Here is a 20,173-nt window from a genome sequence, read left to right on the forward strand (position 1 = left end):
AGGCCAGGCAAGGCGGCAAGCGACAAAAAAGCGGAGTTTACTTTTGTAAATGAGCAGTTTCTGTCGCGATGCCAACACGGCATGGCCGAGTGCAGCCAGTTTTAGACGATTGGGCTATGAACCGTGACCAGCTTGGTACCGTCTGGAAACGTCGCCTCGACCTGAACCTCATCGACCATTTCCGGCACGCCCTCCATCACGTCGTCACGGGTCAGGATTTCGCGCCCGTAGCTCATCAGCTCGGCAACGCTTCTGCCGTCGCGGGCGCCTTCCATGATCTCGGCGCTGATCAGCGCCACGGCCTCGGGGTAATTGAGCTTGAGGCCACGCGCCTTGCGGCGTTCGGCAAGCAATGCGGCGGTGAACAGCAGCAGCTTGTCCTTGTCTCTGGGGGTCAATTCCATGGCGGTTGTCCCTTCTTCTGTGTTCCGTTGAAAACTGGCGTTGTCGGTAGTCTCAAAACCCCAAGGGCTCAGGTAAGCCAGATACGCGGCACGCATGCCTCACGCCCGCACAGCGAGGGACGCAGCGCGCTCCAGGCACGCTGACAGAGATCCCAGGCTTCGTTGCGGGAGTCGCCGAGGTAGCGCAGCAATAGCACGTCGTGGCGCAGCGTCACCGCCCAACGCGGCGAGGCCGGCAGGGCGTCTCTCAGCATTTCGACGCACGCAGAAGGCGACTCGAGCCCCACACCCCACAACGTGGCCTGTACCGTCGCCCCGCCCTGCCCCCAGCGTCCGCGAAAGCGCGGATGCTGGGGATCCAGCGGTTGACGTTCCAGCCATAGCGGCCGGTCCTCGCGGATCAGGCGGAAGCGCTGCTCGATCCGTCCGCTTTCGAACGGCAAGCGGCTGGCGGGTCGACCCAGCGCCAGGACTTCCCAGCCCAGACAACGGGCGTCGCTATCCAACGCGATCTCGGTGGTCTGCACGCCACGCGAGCCGTCGAAGCACAGGGTTTCCTGGGGCAGCCATTCGAGACAGCCGCCGCTGGCGACGTTGAGACGCACGTGCTGCCCCCAGCCCACGCCCTGGCTGTCGGCGCGGTAGAGCTTGGCCGCTGCCGGAGTGGTGAGCAGGGCATGCGCCCCGGCCTCTACCGCAGCGTCAATGCGCAACTCATCGCCACTGACCAGTCCACCGGGCGGATGCAGCAGATAAACGTGACACACCCCGCCCTCGGGATAGAACGGGCGCTGCACCCGCAGTGGCCCGCTATGCCGGGCACGCACCAGCCGGGTGCATTCGCTGTCGCCGCTCATGTCTTTGCGAAAGCCCAGATCGATCGAGGCGGCCCAGCGCCGCCCGGCGTCGAAGCGATGCCCCGAGTCGCCGGGCAGGGCTTTGCCACATAGCGAAGTCAGAGCCGTCATACCGTCAGGTGCTGTTTGATCAGGTCGTCGGAAAGTTCGTCGACACCGCCCTTGGCGACTGTACGCCCGCGGTCGAGTATCACGAAACGGTCGGCGAACTTGCGCACGAAAGGCAACTTTTGCTCGGCTAGCAGCACGGTCATGCCATCCTCGCGGTTGAGCTTGCGGATCACTTCGCCGATCTCGGCAACGATATTGGGCTGGATACCCTCGCCCGGCTCGTCGAGGATCAACAGGCGTGGCTCGAGCACCAGGGCGCGGCCGATCGCCAGTTGCTGCTGCTGGCCACCGGACAGATCGCCGCCTCGCCGATGGCGCATCTCCTTGAGCACCGGGAACAGCTCATAGATACGCTCGGGAATCGTGCGTTGCTTGTCGCGCCGCGCCGCCAGGCCGGTACACAGGTTCTCCTCCACCGTAAGCAGCGAGAAGATCTGGCGCCCTTGGGGCACGTAGCCGATGCCCAACCTTGAGCGGTCCTCGATGCGTTTCTGGGTCAGTTCTGTGTCGCCGTCGTAGCGCAGCGAGCCGCTCTTTACCGGAACTTCACCCATCACGCACTTGAGCAGCGTGGTCTTGCCTACGCCGTTACGCCCCATCACGCAGGTGCATTCACCCTGGGGCACGTCCAGCGTGAGGTCCCACAGCGTGTGGCTCTCGCCATAGAACTGGTTGAGCTTGTCGACTTGCAGCATCAGATTCCCTCCCCCAGATAGACTTCGACCACGCGGGGATCGCTGGAAACCTGATCCATGCTGCCCTCGGCGAGTACGCTGCCCTGATGCAGCACCGTGACCTTGCGGGCGATCGAACGCACGAAGCCCATATCGTGCTCGACCACCACCACCGACTGCTTGCCGGCCAGGCTGGTCAATAATTCGCCGGTACGTTCCATTTCCTGTTCGGTCATGCCGGCCACCGGCTCGTCGACCAGCAGCAGGCGCGGGCGCTGCATCAGTAGCATGCCGATCTCCAGCCATTGCTTCTGACCGTGGGAGAGGATGCCTGCGGCACGATCCCGCTCGGCTTGCAGGCCGGTCATCGCCAACACCTCGTCGATGCGATCGCGGGCCTCGCCGGACAACCTGGCGACCAGGGTGGGCATGACGCGCTTGTCGGCGCTCATCGCCAGCTCCAGGTTCTCGAACACGCTCAGTGCCTCGAACACCGTGGGTTTCTGGAACTTGCGACCGATACCCAGAGTGGCGATTTCCGGCTCGTTCATGGTCAACAGGTTGTGGCGGCTGCCGAACCACACCTGACCACGATCGGGTTTGGTCTTGCCGGTGATGATATCCATCATGGTGGTCTTGCCGGCGCCGTTAGGGCCGATGATGCAGCGTAGTTCACCATCGTCGATGGTCAGGTTGAGATCGTCGATCGCCTTGAAGCCGTCGAAACTGACGCTGACATCCTCGAGATAGAGAATCGGACCGTGACGTACGTCGACGGGCGACTCGTCGGGAACCAGGAACTCGAACACCCGATCCCGGTTCGCCAGCGATTGCAGAATGCTCATGCGGTAGCCTCCTTGGCACCCTTGGCCGATGCGGCGGGCGTGCTGCGCTTGCGCTTGGCAAACAAGCCTGCCAGTCCTTGCGGTAACATCACCGTGGCGACCACGAACAGCCCGCCAAGTGCGAACAGCCACGCGTCGGGCATCACCCCGGTGAATACGGTCTTGGCATAGTTGACCAGGATGGCGCCGATGACGGCGCCGTAGAGCGTCGCCCGGCCGCCCAGCGCGACCCACACCACGATCTCGATGGAGAACAGCGGCGAGAACACACTGGGATTGATGATGCCGACCTGAGGTACATACAGTGCGCCGGCGATCCCGGCGAGCATCGCCGAGACCACGAACACGAACAGCTGCACGCGCTCGACCCGGTAGCCCAGGAAGCGGGTACGCGCCTCGGCGTCCCGCGAGGCCACGCAGACCCGGCCCAGCTTGCTGGAGACGATGGCACGACACAGCCAATAGCCCAGCCCCAGGGCGATGCCGGAGGCCACGAACAGGCCCAGGCGAGTGCTGTCGGCGCTGAGGTCGAAGGTCAGCAGCTCCTTGAAATCGGTCAGGCCGTTGTTGCCGCCGAAGCCCATCTCGTTGCGGAAGAAGGCCAGCATCAGGGCAAAAGTCAGCGCCTGGGTGATGATCGACAGGTACACGCCGGTGACCCGCGAGCGGAAGGCCAGGAAGCCGAACACCAGCGCCAGCAGACCGGGGGCCAGAAGTACCATCAGGAAGGCAAACCACGCCATGTCGAAGCCATGCCAGTACCAGGGCAGCGACTCCCAATTGAGGAACACCATGAAGTCCGGCAGTACCGGATCGCCGTAGACGCCGCGATCGCCGATCTGACGCATCAGGTACATGCCCATGGCATAACCGCCCAGAGCGAAGAAGGCGCCATGGCCCAGGCTGAGGATGCCCAGATAGCCCCACACCAGATCCACCGCCACGGCAAGCAGGGCATAACACAGATACTTGCCGAGCAGCGTTACGGTGTAGGTGGAGACATGCAGCGGATGCCCGGCGGGCAACAGCAGGTTGAGCAGGCAGACGGCGACCAGTGCCGCGGTCAGCACGCCGATGAAGACTTGCGTATTACGTTCGGTAGCCGGTTTGGCGAGCCAGTGCATGGATCAGCCCTCCGCCGCACGGCCCTTCTGCGGAAAGAGTCCGCGAGGGCGTTTCTGAATGAACAGGATGATGAACACCAGCACGATGATCTTGGCGAGAATGGCGCCGGCCCAAGGCTCGAGGACCTGATTGATGACGCCCAGCGACATGCCGGCGACCAGCGTGCCCCACAGATTGCCGACCCCGCCGAACACCACCACCATGAACGAGTCGATAATGTAGCTCTGGCCGAGGTTGGGTCCGACATTGGTGAGCTGCGACAGCGCCACGCCGGCAAGCCCGGCCACGCCGGAGCCCAGCGCGAAGGTCATGATGTCGACGCGCGTGGCGCGGATACCCATGGCACGCGCCATGGCGCGGTTCTGCGTCACTGCACGCACTTCCAGCCCCAGACGGGTCTTGCGCATCACCAGCATGAGACCGGCGAACACCACCAGCGCAAAGCCCAGCACGTAGAGACGGTTGAGGGTCAGCGACAGTGCCTCGTTGATGACCAGCGAACCGCTCATCCACTCCGGCGTCACCACGGTACGGTTGAGCGGCGAAATCAGCGTACGCACCAGTTGCTGCAGGATCAGACTGACGCCGAAGGTGGCCAGCAGAGTCTCCAGCGGGCGGCCCTTGAGGAAGCGGATCACGCTGCGCTCGATGATGATGCCGGCGATCGCCGCGACCAGAAAGCCGGCGGGAATCGACAGGATCAGTGCCAGCCCGGGCTGGCCCGGCAGCAGTTGCTGCATCATCCAAGTGGTATAGGCGCCGAGCATGATCAGCTCGCCATGCGCCATGTTGATCACGCCCATGACGCCGAAGGTGATGGCCAGGCCGATGGCGGCCAGTACAAGCACCGAACCCAGGCTAAGCCCGAAATAGAGCGTCTGGGCGGCACGGTTGAGTTTGAGCTTTTGTTCGATGCTCGCCAGGGCCCGCTGGGCGGCTTCGGCGGCCTCACCCTCGCCGGCGGCAACGCCATTGAGCGCGGCGCGTACGGCAGGATTCAGACTTCCCGATAGCGTGTCGATGGCAGCGTTGACGGCTGCGCTATCGCCGCTTTGCAGCCGATAAATGGCCAGGGCCTGGGCAAGCTTCTCCCGCACGGCCGGGCTCTCCTCGGCGTCGAGACGTGCTGTCAGGGGCTCGGCCAGATTCGCATCGACTTTGCCGAGCAGCCGATCGGCGCTGGCCAGGCGCTCCTGCACTGTGGGGGCATCGAGATCGAGAACGGCCATGGCACTGCGCAACTGGTTGCGCAGTGCGTTGTTGATGGTGATGCGATCGATATTGCGTCGCGAAACCTCGCCCAGGGGCGCGTCGTCTACGGCGTCGATGACCGTCCAGTCACGGCCGCTATTATCGGTGACGATGACGAAACGACCGCTGTCCTCGAGACGCTGCAGCTTGCCGTCGAGCAGTGCGGTCAACCAGGTGCGCGTACGAGAATGGCCGCTGGCGATCAGGGCCTGGATGGCCTCGCCCTTGGCGGCATAGGAATCCGAGGCCAGGGCGACCAGTTCGGGGGGAGCATCCTGGTCTGCGGCGTCGATCTGCTGTGCGAGGACGGGAAAGGTCAACGCAACACAACACCAGAACAGGAGCGAGACTTGAATTGTCCGCAGGAGGTTCATGCGGGTGTCCTTTGAGTGGCGTGTGGTTGTGGCTGTTGGGTGCGATCCGGCCGCTTGCGGCCGGATCGTGATGCGTATTACTGGCTGGCTGCTTGTGCTTCGCCGCCGCCACAGCTCTTCTCGACCACGTTGTAATTGCCGCACTCCAGCGGCTTGCGCCAGTCGCTGATCAGATCGCGCGAGCCGGGCAGGTAGTCGGACCAGGCATCGCCGGCCACGGTGGATGGGGTCTGCCAGACGATCGAGAACTGGCCGTTGTCCTGGATTTCGCCGATCAGCACCGGCTTGGTGATGTGATGGTTGGGCATCATCGCCGCGTAGCCGCCGGACAGGTTGGGCACGCTCACGCCGATGATCGCGTCCTTGACCGCATCGACGTCAGTGGTGCCGGCTTTCCTGACCGCTTCCTTCCACATATTGAAGCCGATGTAGTGGGCTTCCATGGGATCGTTGGTCACGGCGCTCTCGTCGCCGGTGTATTCGATCCAGTTGTCGATGAAATCGTAGTTGGCATCGGTGTCGACGCTCATGAAGTAGTTCCAGGCGGCCAGGTGACCGACCAACGGCGCCGTGTCGATGCCCGAGAGTTCCTGTTCGCCCACCGAGAAGGCAATGACCGGGATGTCGGCGGCATCGATGCCCTGGTTGCCCAGCTCGCGATAGAACGGCACGTTGGCGTCGCCGTTGATGGTCGAGACCACGGCAGTCTTCTTGCCGGCGCTGCCGAAACGCTTGATCTCGGAGACGATGTTCTGCCAATCGGAGTGCCCGAACGGCGTGTAGTTGATCATGATGTCTTCCTGCGCCACGCCGTGATCCTTGAGATAGGCCTCGAGAATCTTGTTGGTGGTACGCGGGTAGACGTAATCGGTCCCGGCCAGCACCCAGCGCTCGACGCCGACGTTGTTCATCAGATAGTCGACGGCGGGAATCGCCTGCTGGTTGGGGGCGGCGCCGGTATAGAAGACGTTCTCGGAGGACTCCTCGCCTTCATACTGCACCGGATAGAACAACAAGCCGTTGAGTTCCTCGACGACCGGCAATACCGACTTGCGCGATACGGAGGTCCAGTTGCCGAAAATCACGTCGACCTGGTCCTGCTCCAGTAGCTGACGCGCCTTCTCGGCGAACAGCGGCCAGTCGGAGGCCGGATCGACGACTACCGGCTCGAGCTGGCGGCCCAGCAAGCCACCCTGCGCGTTCTGCTGTTCGATCAGCATCAGCATGGTGTCCTTCAGCGTCGATTCGCTGATCGCCATGGTGCCGGACAACGAATGCAGGATGCCCACCTTGATGGGGTCGTCTTCCTGAGCGAATGCCGGGAAGGACATGCCCATGGCCACCAGAGAGGTCGCCAGCCAGCGAGAGGAAACTTGCCACTTCTTCACGATGGAACTCCTTGCGCTTGTGTTGTTATCGATGCATGAGCGGCCTAACGCCGCGCCATTGTCGATCTCTATCGCAAGGGATGTGCCAACTACCCAAAAGTCCAGGAAAAACGTTTAATGACAATAGGTTGAAAGAACCACGCCATGACCGACTCAGGACAATGCGCACCTGGGCGGTGCAGCAATTGCACCATCATGGCTCAACCGTCCGGCTGTGAAAAAGGGCGTGCACACAATCGGTGCATCTGTATACGAAATGCCATTGAAAAGAAAACAATCCAACTATCAGGACAAGTAGAAAAGGTCGGTCTGTTGCGTAACGGACAATGCAATCCGGCTCGACAGGCAGCCTGCCGAGCCGGATCCGCCCGGGTCTCGGGCCGGAAGGCGGGATCGTTAGCGCTGACGGCAGCTAGCCCTGCGGCATGAAGTCCTCTTCGTCCAGCGCCATCAGCGGTTCGGCGCCGGCGCGAATCTGGCGTTCCAGGGCTTCAGTACGTGGCAACATGCGACTGATGAAGTGCCGTCCGACCACCAGTTTGCTGCGATAGAACGCCTCCCCGGCTGCCCCCTGCCCCTCGAGCCCCGCCTGTGCGGCAACCGCCATCTTCCACCACAGCCAGGCATAAACGACGTGCCCCATCAGATCGAGATAATCCACCGCGGCGGCGCCCAGCTCCTCGGGACGACCCCTGGCGCTTTCAAGAAGCTCGCTCGTTACACGCTCCAGGCGCTCGGCTTCCTGCTGGACGGCTTGCTTGAAATCGCTGACTTCTCGTTGATCCGATGTCGCCAGGTCCGTACGTATCTGGGCCAACAGGCGCGTCACATAGGCGCCACTGTTCCTGAACAGCTTGCGCCCCACCAGATCCATGGCCTGGATGCCGTTGGTGCCCTCGTAAATCATGGCGATGCGCGCATCACGCACGTACTGCTCTGCGCCCCACTCCACACAGTAGCCGTTGCCACCGTAGATCTGCTGGGCCTCGATCGTGGCGTCGAAACCGCGGTCGGTCAGAAACGCCTTGGCTACAGGAGTCAGCAACGCAACCATTTCCTGGGCCTCGTCACGCACTGCGGCCTCGGGGTGGAACTTGGCACGATCGAGCTGCTGCGCCACGCAGGCCGCAAAGGCGCGCCCACCTTCGTTCCAGGCACGCACGTTCAAGGCCATGCGACGCACGTCGGGATGCACCAGAATGGGATCTGCCGGTTTGTCGGGAGCCGCCGGCCCATTGGGCGCGCGGCTCTGCAGGCGTTCGCGGGCAAAATCCATGGCGCTCTGGTAGGCCACCTCGCCGAGCCCCAGGCCCTGAATGCCGATCGACAGGCGCTCGTAGTTCATCATCGTGAACATGGCGGCGAGTCCCTGGTGGGGCTCGCCGATCAGCACGCCCTGGGCCGCCTCGAAGTGCATGACGCAGGTGGCGCTGCCCTTGATGCCCATCTTGTGCTCCAGACCGCCGCAGACCACCCCGTTGGGCTCGCCCGCCTCACCATCGGCCCCGACCTTGCGCTTGGGCACCAGAAACAGCGAGATGCCCCGCGTGCCCTCGGGAGCATCGGGCAACTTGGCGAGCACCAGATGAACGATATTGTCGACCATGTCGTGTTCGCCACCGGTGATCCAGATCTTGCTGCCGGTGATGGCATAGGTCTCGCCATCCGGGCTGGGCACGGCACGCGTCTTTATCAGCCCCAGGTCGGTACCGCAGTGCGGCTCGGTCAGGCACATGCTGCCCAGCCATTCGCCGGCATACATGCGCGGCAGAAAGGTGCGCTTGACGGGCTCCGGCGCGTGATGATCGAGCAGCAAAGCCGCCCCGGTGTTGAGCGCGGGATAGAGCGCAAAGCTGGTATTGGTAGCGTAAAGCATCTCCTCGAAGGCCACGGTCAACAGCTTGGGCATGCCCTGTCCGCCATGCTCGGGATTGCCGCCCAGGCCGAACCAACCGCCCTCCGCCAGGGTCCGCTGGGCGTCCTTGAACCCCTTGGGCGTGGAGACCCGGCCGGCATCGAAGCGGCAGCCTTCGGCATCGCCACTCTGGTTGAGGGGAAACAGCTCGGCCCGGGTGATACGCGCGCCCTCCTCGAGGACGGCGTCGGCCAGATCGGGCGTGACTTCCGCGGTCTCGGGCATGGCAGCCCACTCCTCGCCGGCACGGAAAACGTCGTTGAGGACGAAACGCATGTCGCGTAGCGGTGCCTGATAGCTGGCCATGAGGGCTCTCCTGAACAAGATTCAAACGATCGCTTGAATATTAGGCCAGCCCTGGTATGGCTGTCACCTCGCCATTAGACCAACAGCCACTCCTATACGAAAACGCCTCCCAGAGGAGGCGCAGCGATAAATGGATCGACATCAAGGAGTGTCGGCTTTGTTTCAAGGAACCGAATACTTTCCCGTATCCCAGCCTTGGCTGGAGGCCTGGTGACTCTCGAACCAGGCCAGGCGTTCATGCAGCGATACCACGCTGCCCACGATGATCAGGGTCGGCGGCTGTATCAAGCCATGCGCCAGACTGGCCGGCAGCTCGGCTAGCGTGCCGGTATGTACCCGTTGGCGCGCAGTCGTTCCCTGCTCGATCAGTGCGAGTGGCGTGTCGCCCGGCAGCCCGTGGTTCTGCAGCTCCCGACGGATCGCTTCGAGACTGCTCAGGCCCATGTAGAACACCAGGGTCTGCTGGCTGCGCGCCAGCGTCGGCCAATCCAGATCGCTACTGCCATTCTTGAGATGCCCGGTCACGAATCGTACGGACTGGGCATGATCGCGGTGAGTCAACGGAATGCCGGCATAGGCCCCGCATCCTGCCGCCGCGGTAACGCCCGGGATCACCTCGAACGACACGCCGGCCCGCGCCAGGGCTTCGAGCTCCTCCCCGCCGCGCCCGAAGATGAAGGGATCGCCGCCCTTGAGGCGTACCACGCGTTTGCCCTGGCGGGCCCAGTCGACGAGCGCCTGGTTGATGTCTTCCTGCGGCAGGCTGTGACGCGAGCGTGCCTTGCCCACGTAGAGGGTCTGTGCGGCGGGATTGGCCAAGGCCAGGATCTCGCCACTGACCAACCGATCGTGAAGGATCACCTCGGCGGCCTGGAGGCGCTTCAACGCCTTGAGCGTCACAAGCTCGGGATCGCCCGGCCCGGCACCGACGAGACATACCTGCCCTTGCGGAAAGTCACGCATGGCGCTCAGCCGGGCGCTGTCCGAAGATGCGGCATGAGAAGACGCGTCGAGGGGCATCGCGTGGCCTATATAGCTAAAAGAATTAAAAAACCAGATTTTATGCAAAACATAAAGATATCCTGGCCTGATTGCCAGTAACGTCTGGTTGATTGCTTATAACGCTTCGACTGGAGACGAAACGCCGCTGCACGGCAGGACGTTTCGCAAGCGCGGCAACCAGGCACGTCAGCCGTCCGACAACTGGCGCTTCAGGCGTGGACTGAGCAGCTCGCCAATGACGACGAGTAGAGCTAGTACACCCAGCAGCCAGGGCCACTGGGAGCCCATATCGAGCTTCACGATGCCCAGCGCATCGATGAACACCACCACGATGGCCATTGGGCTGACGTAGCGAATCATGAATAGCCACAAGGCATGCTGGGCGTTACTCAAGCCGAGTTCGGCCTTGAAGACCTCGTTACGTAGCAGGAAACCGGCCAGCAGCGCCATGCCCAGACCACCCAGCGGCATCATCCAGCGCGACGTCAGGTAGTCGAGCCAGTCGAAGAAAGTCTTGCCGGCCAGGGTCCAGTCGGCACCGACGTTGAACGACAGCATGGCCAAGGTACTGACGATCCACAGTACGATGCCTGTGCCCCATGAGGCCTTGGTGCGTGAAAAGCCCTTGCTTTCGTTGAGCCAAGCCACGGTTGCCTCGATCATGGAAATCGCCGATGTCAGCGCCGCCATGGTCAGCATCACGAAGAAGACGATCTCGAGCAACGTGCCGAAGGGCATTTGCTGGAAGGCCAGCGGCAGACTCATGAAGATCAGCCCCGGTCCGCTGGCCGGATCCATGCCATTGGCAAAGATCACCGGGAAGATGGCCAGCCCGGCCATCAGCGCAACCAATGTGTCGCAGACCGCCACGGTGAAGGCGGTACGTGCGATCGAACTGCCATCGGGCAGATAGGAGCCATAGGTCAGAATGGCGCCGGAAGCCAGCGATAGCGTGAAGAAGGCATGCCCCATTGCCGCCAGCAGGCCGGCACCGGACAGCTTGCCCAGTTCGAAGCCGAACAGGAAGTTCAGCGCCTGACCGAAGCCGCCGGAGAACATCGCATACACGATCATGATCGCCAGCATGATCACCATGCCCGGCATCATCCAGCGCACGTTGCGCTCGATGCCATCCTGTACGCCCTTGCCGACGATCAGCATGGTCGTCACGGTCACCAGCGTGCTCCAGAAGCCGAGATTGAGCGGGCTGGCGTTGTTGGCGCCGAAGATCGCCGCCATGCCGTCGACACTGTCGGCGTTCAGCCCGCCACTGATGGCCTTCCATAGATAAGAGACCGACCAGCCGGCTACCACCACGTAGAAGGACAGGATCATGAAGCCGCACAGCATGGCCATCCAGCCGAGCAGCGACCAGCCGGAACTGCGTCCCGACTCCCTGGCTACCCGCCGAATGGCATCGATCGGGCTGCCGCGCCCGCGACGGCCATAGCCGATCTCGAGCATCATCACCGGTATACCGATGGCCAGGATGCACACCAGATAGACCAGCACGAAGGCCCCGCCTCCATACTCACCGGTCATGTAGGGAAATTTCCAGATATTGCCCAACCCAACCGCCGAGCCGGTGGCTGCCAGGATGAAACCCCAGCGGCTCGCCCACAGGTTGTTGGGTTTCTTTCTTGTCGTCATCAAAAAAAACACCTTGGTTTGTTGTTGGCCGACGCGCTACCGGCCATCGCAACGTGCAACGCGCTATTGTAGCGTTTTCTGACGCCGTTTCATCGCTGAACCTTAGCGTTTCGCTATGACTTGAAGAGACTGCGGAAAACTCCTGCTATCGTTATGCTCATTCGTCGACGAGCAGGACCGCCGCCCGACACCGACTGAGACCAGGAGATTTCGATGTCTCGACAGTTCGCCATTCTGGGACTGGGCTATTTCGGAGTAACGATCGCCCAGGAACTGCGCCGCCGAAATAACGAGGTGCTGGGTGTCGATCATGACGAGGAGCATGTCAATGCGCTCGCCGATCAGTTCAGCCAGGTTCTGGTGGCCGATATCACCGACGAGAAGGCGCTGTCGGAACTCTCGCTCGAGGAGTACGACGCCGTGGTCATCGATGTCGACGATCATATCGAAGCCAGCATGATCTGTACGTTGCTGGCCCGGGAACAGGGCGCCCGCGAAACCTGGGTCAAGGCCCACTCGGATACGCATTACCGGCTGCTCGAACGCCTGGGCGCCGACCACATCGTCTACCCCGAGCGCGATACCGGCATCCGTGTCGCGGAGAGCCTGCATTACCATGCCCTCGTGGACTTCATCGATCTCGGCGACCGGCTTTTCGTCGTCGACCTGCAAGTCACCGAGCGAATGTGCCGGGAGTGCGCCACGGTCGCCGGCCTAGAACTCGAGAAGAGCGATCTGATGCTGATCGCCATCAAGCGCGAGCATGAAGTATTCAAGGCGCCCAACGACGACACCGAACTGCAAGAGAAGGACGACCTGGTGCTGATGGGCGATCTGGACAACTTGCGGACCTTGGGCAAGAAGCTGTAATGGCACGCCGGGAGAAAAACAGCCGCTTTCGTCAGCGTCTTGCCCGGCCGGTGCGTCATGCGCCCCATGGCTGGATGCCTCGCCTGTCGCCACCGGAACTGCTGCTGCTCGGTTTCGCTCTGCTCAGTGCCCTCGGCACGCTGCTTCTACTGTTACCCATCGCCGCCCACGAGCCGCTACGCTGGCACCAGGCGCTATTCACGGCCACCTCTGCCGTTACCGTCACCGGCCTGACCGTCACCGACACCTCGACTCTCACGCTGTTCGGGCAGGCCGTGGTACTGGTTTTGATCCAGCTCGGCGGGCTCGGCTTCATGACCTTCGCCGCGCTGGTGCTGTTGCTGCTGGGCATGCGCATGCCCCTTCAACAGCAGAAGCTCATTCGCGAAAGCCTCGACTACAGCTCGTTCAAGGATCTACGGCGCCTGGTGCTTGTCGTCATTAGCGTTGCGCTGATCGCCGAGGCTGGCGGCACGCTGGTACTGGCCACGACCTGGGTGCCGGAGTTCGGCCTGCAGGCCGGACTCTGGTTCAGCCTGTTCCATGCCGTTTCGGCGTTCAATAACGCCGGCTTCGCAATGTTGCCCGGCGGCCTGTTCAATGAAGTCGCCAATCCGCAGGTCAACAGCGTAATGAGCCTGCTGTTCATCATTGGCGGGCTGGGGTTCGCCGTCATTGCCGAACTCACCCAGTGGCGTGGACGCCGGCGGCTTTCGCTGCATACGAAAGTCATGCTATCGGCCACCCTGGGCTTGACCCTCTCGACCATGGCGGCCTTGCTGCTGCTCGAGTGGAACAACCCGGCGACCCTGGGCGGTCTGGATAGCATCTCTGCGCGCCTGTGGGCGGCGTGGTTCCAGGCCGTCACGCCCCGTTCCGCCGGGTTCAGCACCGTGGATATCAGTGCGCTGACAGCCCCCTCGACACTGCTGACCATGCTGCTGATGTTCATCGGCGCCGGTCCGGGCTCGACGGCCAGCGGTATCAAGGTCACTACGTTCGTGGTGCTGTTGCTGGTTGCGCGTGCCTTTGTGCGCAGCACCGCACAGCCGGCCATCTTCGGCCGGGCGATATCCGAACAGATCGTACTCAAAGCTGTGGCCGTGGCACTCGCCGGCATGCTGCTGGTCTTTACCAGCCTGTTGGCGCTGACCATCACCGAGCCCGGCAAAGCGTTTCTCGACCTTGCCTTCGAGATCGTTTCCGCCTTTGGCACCGTGGGACTCTCGCGCGGAATTACCGACGATCTTTCCGTTCCCGGTCAGCTCGTGGTGATCGTTACCATGCTGCTGGGGCGTGCCGGCCCGATCTCGTTGGGCTATTTCATCGCCACCCGCAAGGCTGGAGGCATCAGGTATGCGGAAGGGCAAGTGCACATCGGCTAGGCCGATTGGCGTTGCGTCATGGCTATAGGTGCGGGTAGAGCGGAGCCAGCAGGCCACAGGCCACGCCGACCAGGACCAGCGCAATACCGCCATCGATGCCCCGCCACACCCAGGGACTGGCCAGGCGCGGCGCCAGCCAGCCGGCGGCGGCCACCAACCCGAAGAACCAGGCAAACGAAGCGATCGATGCACCCAGATAGAATCCCAGCGGGCTGGCCTGGGCGGCACCTATCGCACCGAGCATGATCAACGTGTCGAGATAGACCTGAGGATTGAGCAGCGTCACGGTCAGGGTTGCGACGATCACGCCCCGTCGGGACCCCGATGTTGCGGTGTCGGCATGAAGCGCCTCGCCTGTCATGGCCCGTCGTGCCGCCAGCCACGCCTGCCAGAGCAGGAAGGCCGCCCCGCCCACGCGGGCCAAGAGCATGAGCGTGTCCTGACTGGCGATCAGTTGTCCCAGTCCCAGCACTCCCAGACCGATCAACAGCCAATCGCAGACAGCACACAGGGCCGCTACCAACCAGGGGTGTTCGCGACGCAGCCCCTTGCCCAGCACGAACGCGTTCTGTGCCCCGATCGCCACGATCAGCCCCGCCCCGGTCCCCAACCCCTGCAACAAGGAAACGAACACTCTTCCACTCCTCATGAGTTCATCGAATAAGTTGCAAAGCGCAGGCAGAGTAGGCTTGACTGTAAAATAAGTGAAATTAATTAAAGAAATACGTGATTACATAAGCTGATGCTCGATTACAAACTTCTTCAGGCCTTGTCGGCAGTGGTCGACCAATCGGGATTCGAACGCGGCGCCAAGCACTTGGGGCTGACGCAGTCGGCCGTCTCTCAGCGCATCAAGCTGCTCGAAGCCCGCCTGGGCCAGCCTGTATTGGTGCGCGCCCCCAAGCTCGCTCCAACGCCGCTCGGTAGACGCCTGCTCAACCATGTACAACAGGTTCGATTGCTCGAGCACGACCTGCTCGATCAGATACCGGCACTCGGTGAACGCGAGCAGCGCCTGCGTCTGGCGATCAACGCCGACAGCCTGGCGACATGGTGGTCGCCGGCCACCGGCGAGTTCTGTCGCCGGCAGGACCTGTTGCTGGACTTGGTAGTGGAAGACCAGGACGTGGCATTGAAGCGCATGCGTGACGGCGAAGTGGCCGGTTGCATCTGTGCCACACCAAGGCCAGTTCAAGGCGCCCGCTCGCATCCGCTAGGGAGCATGCGTTATCGGGCACTGGCCAGTCCGGGCTACGTCGAGCGATATTTCGCCCGTGGCTTGACCCACGAGGCGCTGCGTCGTGCCCCAGCCATCGTTTTCGGACCCGATGACCGGCTTCAGCATCGTTACCTGGAAATGCGCGGCTATCTCGAACCCTTCCCGCATCATCTGTGCCCGTCGTCGGAGGGCTTCATTCACTTGGCCCAGTCCGGCATGGGCTATGGCTTGATTCCCGAGGGCCAGGTCAAGCGTGAACTGGAGGAAGGCACTCTGGTGGATCTGGACACCACCAGCTACATCGACGTGCCGTTGTACTGGCATTACTGGCGTCATGGCGGCAGCACGCTGGAAGCGCTAACCGATCACCTGCTATCGACCTGCCATGAATGGCTGGCGCCACTAAATGAATCGCTATCGACCCTATCTGGCGCAACGACACCATCCACTGACTAGCTGCGACAGCCAATACGCCATGGTATGACGATGCGTGCCGAATCGCTGCTCGACAATCGCGCATCCACGGACAACGCTGAGATGAAAAGAGAAGTGACGGTGTCCCATGAAAGCAATCAGCGCAGCTTTGTTCGTCACCCTTGCGGCAACCTTGGGGGGTTGTAATAACGCTCCGACACCCCCAACACCGACAGCGCATGTCGTTGTCGCCCATGGGGACACGATGCAAAAGGCGTATCAGCGTGCCGTCCGGAAGGCCCAGGCCCGTTGCGCAGGAGCCCAGCCACTCGTGATCGAGCGACAGCCTCGCCCCGAAGCGTCCACCTTCGACGCTCAGCCGGCCTTGGACGCACCGCCTCCCGATGAAGTAGCCGACATGGCCGCCACGACGCATGAAGGCGAAAGCCCAGCCATACGGCTGGGCTTTCAATGCACTCTCGAAACGTGAAACGTTACTCCTTCAGCAAGCCTTCGACCTTGCTGATCCGATCGGCCATCGTCTGTTCGCGATCGGTGCGGGTGCCCAGTTTCAACGATGTATTGACCCGCGGCGCCCCCATCTCGTGTAGCACTTCATGGCAGCGCTTGACCACGCTCATGACAGCGTCCCACTCGCCCTCGATATTGGTACCATAGGCATGCAACTGATGATTGAGACCCGCTTCGCGGATGACTCGCCCGCAAGCGACTACGTAGGAAGACACCGAAGCGCCTACCCCCAAGGGAATCACGTTTAGATCGGCAATGACGTGCATCGAGTCCTCTCCCGGCAGCCTGCAAAGGCTGTCCCAGCCGAAGCATGAGTTTATATACTAGTCTAAGCTATCGAACATATAGCTTGAAACTGTTGAGCTTGGCTTAGAGGTAGCAGCATGCTTATTGGCATGTAATCAAATGGCAAGGCTTGCCTTGCACGAGACCCGTATCGCCACCAGACGCAAATGGATACCGGAGTTCGGCATGACGAGTGACCAGCGCATAGGCCCAATTTCCCTGCCCGATACCCGGGCCCGACGTATCGTTGAGGACTTGCTCGAGGGTTCCGGTGTCACCCTCAACGGCAATCAGCCCTGGGACATTCAGGTCCTCCACCCCGACTTCTTCTCCCGCGTGCTGCATCAGGGAACGCTAGGTCTTGGCGAAGCCTACATGGACGGCTGGTGGGAATGCGATCGCATCGATCAATTGGCGCACAAGCTGCTGCTTCATGGCTTGGGCGAGCGCGCCCATACGACGTCCGAACGCTTGATGTATCGGCTCCAGGCCGGCTTCTTCAACCTGCAGAGCAAGACTCGCGCGTACATCGTAGGTGAGGCGCATTACGATCTCGGCAACGACCTCTTCGAGCGCATGCTCGACCCGACCATGTGCTATTCCTGCGGCTACTGGAAGGAGGCCAGCAACCTGCATGAAGCCCAGGTCGCCAAGCTGGATCTCGCCGCCCGCAAGCTGCAGATAGAGCCCGGCATGAAAGTGCTGGATATCGGCTGTGGATGGGGCAGTTTCGCCGAGCATGCGGCCCGCCACTACGGCGCCGAAGTCACCGGCATCACCATTTCCAAGGAGCAGGCCGCCCTGGCCCGGGAGCGTTGCAAGGATTTGCCCGTAACGATCCAGCTCGAGGACTATCGCGATCTGCAGGGACGTTTCGATCGTATCGTGTCGATCGGCATGTTCGAACACGTGGGCCATCGCAACTACCGGACCTATTTCGATACGGTCACGCGGCTGCTCGATGACGATGGCCTGTTCGTGCTGCATACCATCGGTTCCAACAGCTCCGAGATCAGCGCCGATCCCTGGATCAACAAATACATCTTTCCCAACGGCATCCTGCCGTCAGTCAAGCACATCGCCCAGGCCAGCGAGGGGCGCCTGCTGATGGAAGACTGGCAGAACTTCGGCGCCGACTACGACCGCACACTGATGGCCTGGCTGAAAAACTTCGATGCCCACTGGCATGAAATCGCTGCCAACTACAATGAAAGAACCCGTCGCATGTTCCGCTATTATCTGAGCGTATGTGCCGGCGCCTTTCGGGCACGTGACATTCAGCTATGGCAGGTGGCCTATTCCAAGCGACGCCCCGGTCGCTACGATGCGCCGCGCTGAGTAATACGCTACCCAACCACTGCGCTCGTCTTTCACGACAGAGCGCAATGGCGAAAACACCTACGACTCCTGACCGATAACAACCCTATCCGTCTCCCGGTATAGTAGCCGACTTGCCATGAGCCGCCGGTCTCCGTCATGCATGCAAGGCGACTCGACATGCGTCCTTGACTGCAGGGAGTCCACGGATGCTCGACCCCACTTTCGTCCTGAGCCAGGCCTCCTCTCGGCTGGGCTTTTTGATTTGGACAGCCACTTCTTCGGGTGCCGACCGGCGATTCATCGTAGGGAACCCAACCCAGTTGCTGGGCGTGCCCGACGAAACGCCCGATACCCTGGCCTTCGATGACGACTGGCCCGTCCAGATCGCTCCTCCTCAGCATCTGCGTAAACTACTGCTGCAGAAAGCGCGAGCCCAGGGCGAAGCCCGCTGCCGATATGCGATAACGGTGGACGACGACACCACCTGCTGGCTGGAAGAGCGGGTGTGTTTTCAGGAAGGTGCCTGGAACGGCATTATTCATCGCCTGACACCGGCGGAAAGCGCATTGCCGCTGCCACCGGCACTGACGCGCATGGTTCGCCAGCTCTTCGATCCCCTGCCGGACTACGTCTTTCTGGCCCGTAGGGCTTCACCGGGTGCCGCCTTCAATTTCGTCTACGCCAATCCCGCGCTGCTCAAGACGCTCCGTCGGGAAACGGACGCCTGGCTGGGACACTCCCCCGAGACAATTTTTGCTCCGGCCGACGGCCGGCGTCTGCAACAACGCCTGGCCGAATGCGAGTCCCTGGGCCTGACGCAGACCGTCGATGACATTTTGCATGACGGCGAGCGTGAACATCATTGGCATCTGACTCTGACACTGCTCGAGAGCGACAATACCGCCACTCCGTTCGTGGTCGGACGGGCGCGTGACCATAACGAACTGGACACCGCCCGACGCAGTGCCGCCAATGCGCATCGGCGCCTACGCCACCTGTTGGATACCAGCCCGGCAGTGCTGTACGCCTGCGATTCCCAGCCGCCCTGGGAACTCAATCATATCAGCCGCAACCTGTCGCGACTGTTGGGCCTGGATACCGATGCCGACAGAATCGGCCTGCTCGACCGCGTTCACCCCGACGATGTCGAGCGGCTGCATGCCTGGCTGAAGGGGTTCTCCACGCAGCACCGCGAAAGACGTACTCTACGTTACCGGTTACGTCACAGTCGCGGTCATTATCTTACCGTCCAGAACGAGGCCCGTATCTCCCGGCCCATCCGCGAGGGTGCCACGCCGGAGCTGGTCGGCACCCTACTCGACGTCAGCCGCGAAGCCGAACTGCTGGCTCGCCTGGAAATCATGACCGAGCGTATCCCGGGACTCATTTTCCAGTTCAAGCGCGACATCAACGGTCGTTACAGTTTTCCCTACCTAGCCGGCAACGACCGTCGCCTACACACCATCGATCCGAGTCTACTGGCCGCTGACGCACGCCTTGGCCTGGAGCGTATATGTCGGGATGATCTGCCTACGGTCATGACAGCCATCGAGCGTTCGGCCCGCCACAGAGGGCCGTTGTCGATCCGGTTTCGGCTGCATGGCCTCGGTGGTGAATTACGCTGGGTGACGGCGCGCGCCCAGCCCGAACCGAACGACCATACCGGCGCGACGCTGTGGCACGGCATCCTGCTGGATATCAACGACCAGATCGCCCAGGAAACGCATTTGCGCGAACTGACCGGCACCGACGACTTGACTGGGCTGGCCAACCGACGCCGTCTGAACGAACGGCTCAAGGAAGAAATGTCACGGGCCCGGCGACATCGCCACACCCTGACGCTGATCCTGGTGGATCTCGATCACTTCAAGCGTATCAACGATACCTGGGGTCACCTGGCAGGCGACCAGGTGTTGCAGGGCATTGGCCGTCTGTGTCTCGACACATTGCGGCAGGAAGATGTGGTTGCCCGGCTGGGTGGCGAGGAATTCGCCATCCTGTTGCCATTGACGCGGCTCGACGATGGCCGGAGGCTCGCCGAACGGCTACGTCAATGTATCGAGACGCACGATTTCGGCCTGGGCGAGGCAACCATCACCGCCAGCCTCGGCGTTGCCGAATGCCGTGCCGACGATGACATCGAGACACTGCTCGACCGTGCCGACCGCAGCCTCTATACCGCCAAGCGCACGGGGCGCAACCGCGTCATCAGCGAATGAGCGCCTCGTCGAACGCCGTTAGTCTTCA

General features: G+C 62.0%; 18 protein-coding genes. 6 read left to right on the forward strand and 12 right to left on the reverse strand.

Features of this window, described 5'->3' with window-relative positions:
- Positions 1 to 101 precede the first annotated feature (101 nt).
- From ureA to MHM84_RS09625, 10 genes are all read right to left on the reverse strand, one after another.
- Entirely contained in the window at positions 102 to 404 is a 303-nt protein-coding gene (gene ureA / locus MHM84_RS09580; RefSeq protein WP_019017516.1) for an urease subunit gamma, read from the reverse strand.
- A gap of 68 nt (positions 405 to 472) precedes the next feature.
- Complete coding sequence (locus MHM84_RS09585) at positions 473 to 1,372, reverse strand: urease accessory protein UreD (protein ID WP_239265390.1); 900 nt, start codon at positions 1,370 to 1,372, stop codon at positions 473 to 475.
- The gene (gene urtE, locus MHM84_RS09590) at positions 1,369 to 2,067 is read right to left on the reverse strand and encodes an urea ABC transporter ATP-binding subunit UrtE (RefSeq protein ID WP_239265392.1); all 699 of its coding nucleotides are present in this window, start codon (positions 2,065 to 2,067) and stop codon (positions 1,369 to 1,371) included. The genes MHM84_RS09585 and urtE overlap by 4 nt, the downstream gene beginning before the upstream one ends.
- A complete protein-coding gene (gene urtD, locus MHM84_RS09595) occupies positions 2,067 to 2,891 on the reverse strand; it encodes an urea ABC transporter ATP-binding protein UrtD (RefSeq protein WP_239265394.1) in 825 nt (274 codons plus the stop codon). Before urtD ends, urtE begins: the two co-directional genes overlap by 1 nt.
- Complete coding sequence (gene urtC / locus MHM84_RS09600; protein WP_239265424.1) at positions 2,888 to 4,015, reverse strand: urea ABC transporter permease subunit UrtC; 1,128 nt, start codon at positions 4,013 to 4,015, stop codon at positions 2,888 to 2,890. The genes urtD and urtC overlap by 4 nt, the downstream gene beginning before the upstream one ends.
- A 3-nt stretch (positions 4,016 to 4,018) precedes the next feature.
- Positions 4,019 to 5,641, reverse strand: coding sequence for an urea ABC transporter permease subunit UrtB (gene urtB, locus MHM84_RS09605; protein ID WP_239265426.1), 1,623 nt, complete (start codon positions 5,639 to 5,641; stop codon positions 4,019 to 4,021).
- A gap of 77 nt (positions 5,642 to 5,718) precedes the next feature.
- The gene (gene urtA, locus MHM84_RS09610; protein WP_239266254.1) at positions 5,719 to 6,978 is read right to left on the reverse strand and encodes an urea ABC transporter substrate-binding protein; all 1,260 of its coding nucleotides are present in this window, start codon (positions 6,976 to 6,978) and stop codon (positions 5,719 to 5,721) included.
- Positions 6,979 to 7,441: 463 nt separating this feature from the next.
- Positions 7,442 to 9,250 (reverse strand): acyl-CoA dehydrogenase C-terminal domain-containing protein, encoded by a 1,809-nt coding sequence (locus MHM84_RS09615; protein WP_239265428.1) that lies wholly within the window; start codon positions 9,248 to 9,250, stop codon positions 7,442 to 7,444.
- A 162-nt stretch (positions 9,251 to 9,412) separates the two neighbouring features.
- Positions 9,413 to 10,213: a uroporphyrinogen-III C-methyltransferase gene (cobA, locus tag MHM84_RS09620; RefSeq protein ID WP_239266256.1), complete on the reverse strand. Its 801-nt coding sequence runs from the start codon at positions 10,211 to 10,213 to the stop codon at positions 9,413 to 9,415.
- 225 nt (positions 10,214 to 10,438) lie between these two features.
- Positions 10,439 to 11,902 carry a sodium-dependent transporter gene (locus MHM84_RS09625; protein WP_239265430.1) on the reverse strand — a complete coding sequence of 488 codons (1,464 nt, stop codon included), beginning with the start codon at positions 11,900 to 11,902 and terminating at the stop codon, positions 10,439 to 10,441.
- Between the two features lie 213 nt (positions 11,903 to 12,115).
- Here MHM84_RS09625 and MHM84_RS09630 point away from each other — a divergent pair, with 213 nt between their 5' ends.
- Complete coding sequence (locus MHM84_RS09630; RefSeq protein WP_239265432.1) at positions 12,116 to 12,772, forward strand: TrkA family potassium uptake protein; 657 nt, start codon at positions 12,116 to 12,118, stop codon at positions 12,770 to 12,772.
- Positions 12,772 to 14,157: a TrkH family potassium uptake protein gene (locus MHM84_RS09635; RefSeq protein WP_239265434.1), complete on the forward strand. Its 1,386-nt coding sequence runs from the start codon at positions 12,772 to 12,774 to the stop codon at positions 14,155 to 14,157. The genes MHM84_RS09630 and MHM84_RS09635 overlap by 1 nt, the downstream gene beginning before the upstream one ends.
- A gap of 22 nt (positions 14,158 to 14,179) precedes the next feature.
- On the opposite strand, the gene MHM84_RS09640 is transcribed toward MHM84_RS09635, so the two are convergent.
- Positions 14,180 to 14,791 carry a LysE family transporter gene (locus MHM84_RS09640; RefSeq protein WP_239265436.1) on the reverse strand — a complete coding sequence of 204 codons (612 nt, stop codon included), beginning with the start codon at positions 14,789 to 14,791 and terminating at the stop codon, positions 14,180 to 14,182.
- Between the two features lie 108 nt (positions 14,792 to 14,899).
- On the opposite strand from MHM84_RS09640, the gene MHM84_RS09645 reads away from it, so the two are divergent.
- Both MHM84_RS09645 and MHM84_RS09650 read left to right on the forward strand, forming a co-directional pair.
- Positions 14,900 to 15,832: a LysR family transcriptional regulator ArgP gene (locus tag MHM84_RS09645; RefSeq protein WP_239265438.1), complete on the forward strand. Its 933-nt coding sequence runs from the start codon at positions 14,900 to 14,902 to the stop codon at positions 15,830 to 15,832.
- 223 nt (positions 15,833 to 16,055) lie between these two features.
- Positions 16,056 to 16,280 (forward strand): hypothetical protein, encoded by a 225-nt coding sequence (locus MHM84_RS09650; protein WP_239265440.1) that lies wholly within the window; start codon positions 16,056 to 16,058, stop codon positions 16,278 to 16,280.
- A 4-nt stretch (positions 16,281 to 16,284) separates the two neighbouring features.
- Here MHM84_RS09650 and MHM84_RS09655 read toward each other — a convergent pair whose 3' ends face one another.
- Complete coding sequence (locus MHM84_RS09655) at positions 16,285 to 16,587, reverse strand: MTH1187 family thiamine-binding protein (protein WP_239265442.1); 303 nt, start codon at positions 16,585 to 16,587, stop codon at positions 16,285 to 16,287.
- A gap of 205 nt (positions 16,588 to 16,792) precedes the next feature.
- Here MHM84_RS09655 and cfa point away from each other — a divergent pair, with 205 nt between their 5' ends.
- Both cfa and MHM84_RS09665 read left to right on the forward strand, forming a co-directional pair.
- On the forward strand, positions 16,793 to 17,944 hold the full coding sequence (gene cfa, locus MHM84_RS09660; RefSeq protein WP_239265444.1) for a cyclopropane fatty acyl phospholipid synthase: 1,152 nt from the start codon (positions 16,793 to 16,795) through the stop codon (positions 17,942 to 17,944).
- Between the two features lie 188 nt (positions 17,945 to 18,132).
- Positions 18,133 to 20,145, forward strand: coding sequence for a diguanylate cyclase (locus tag MHM84_RS09665; RefSeq protein ID WP_239265447.1), 2,013 nt, complete (start codon positions 18,133 to 18,135; stop codon positions 20,143 to 20,145).
- Positions 20,146 to 20,173: the final 28 nt, after the last annotated feature.

It is taken from the genome of Halomonas sp. McH1-25 (genome assembly GCF_022348165.1).
Classification (GTDB): Bacteria; Pseudomonadota; Gammaproteobacteria; order Pseudomonadales; family Halomonadaceae; genus Modicisalibacter.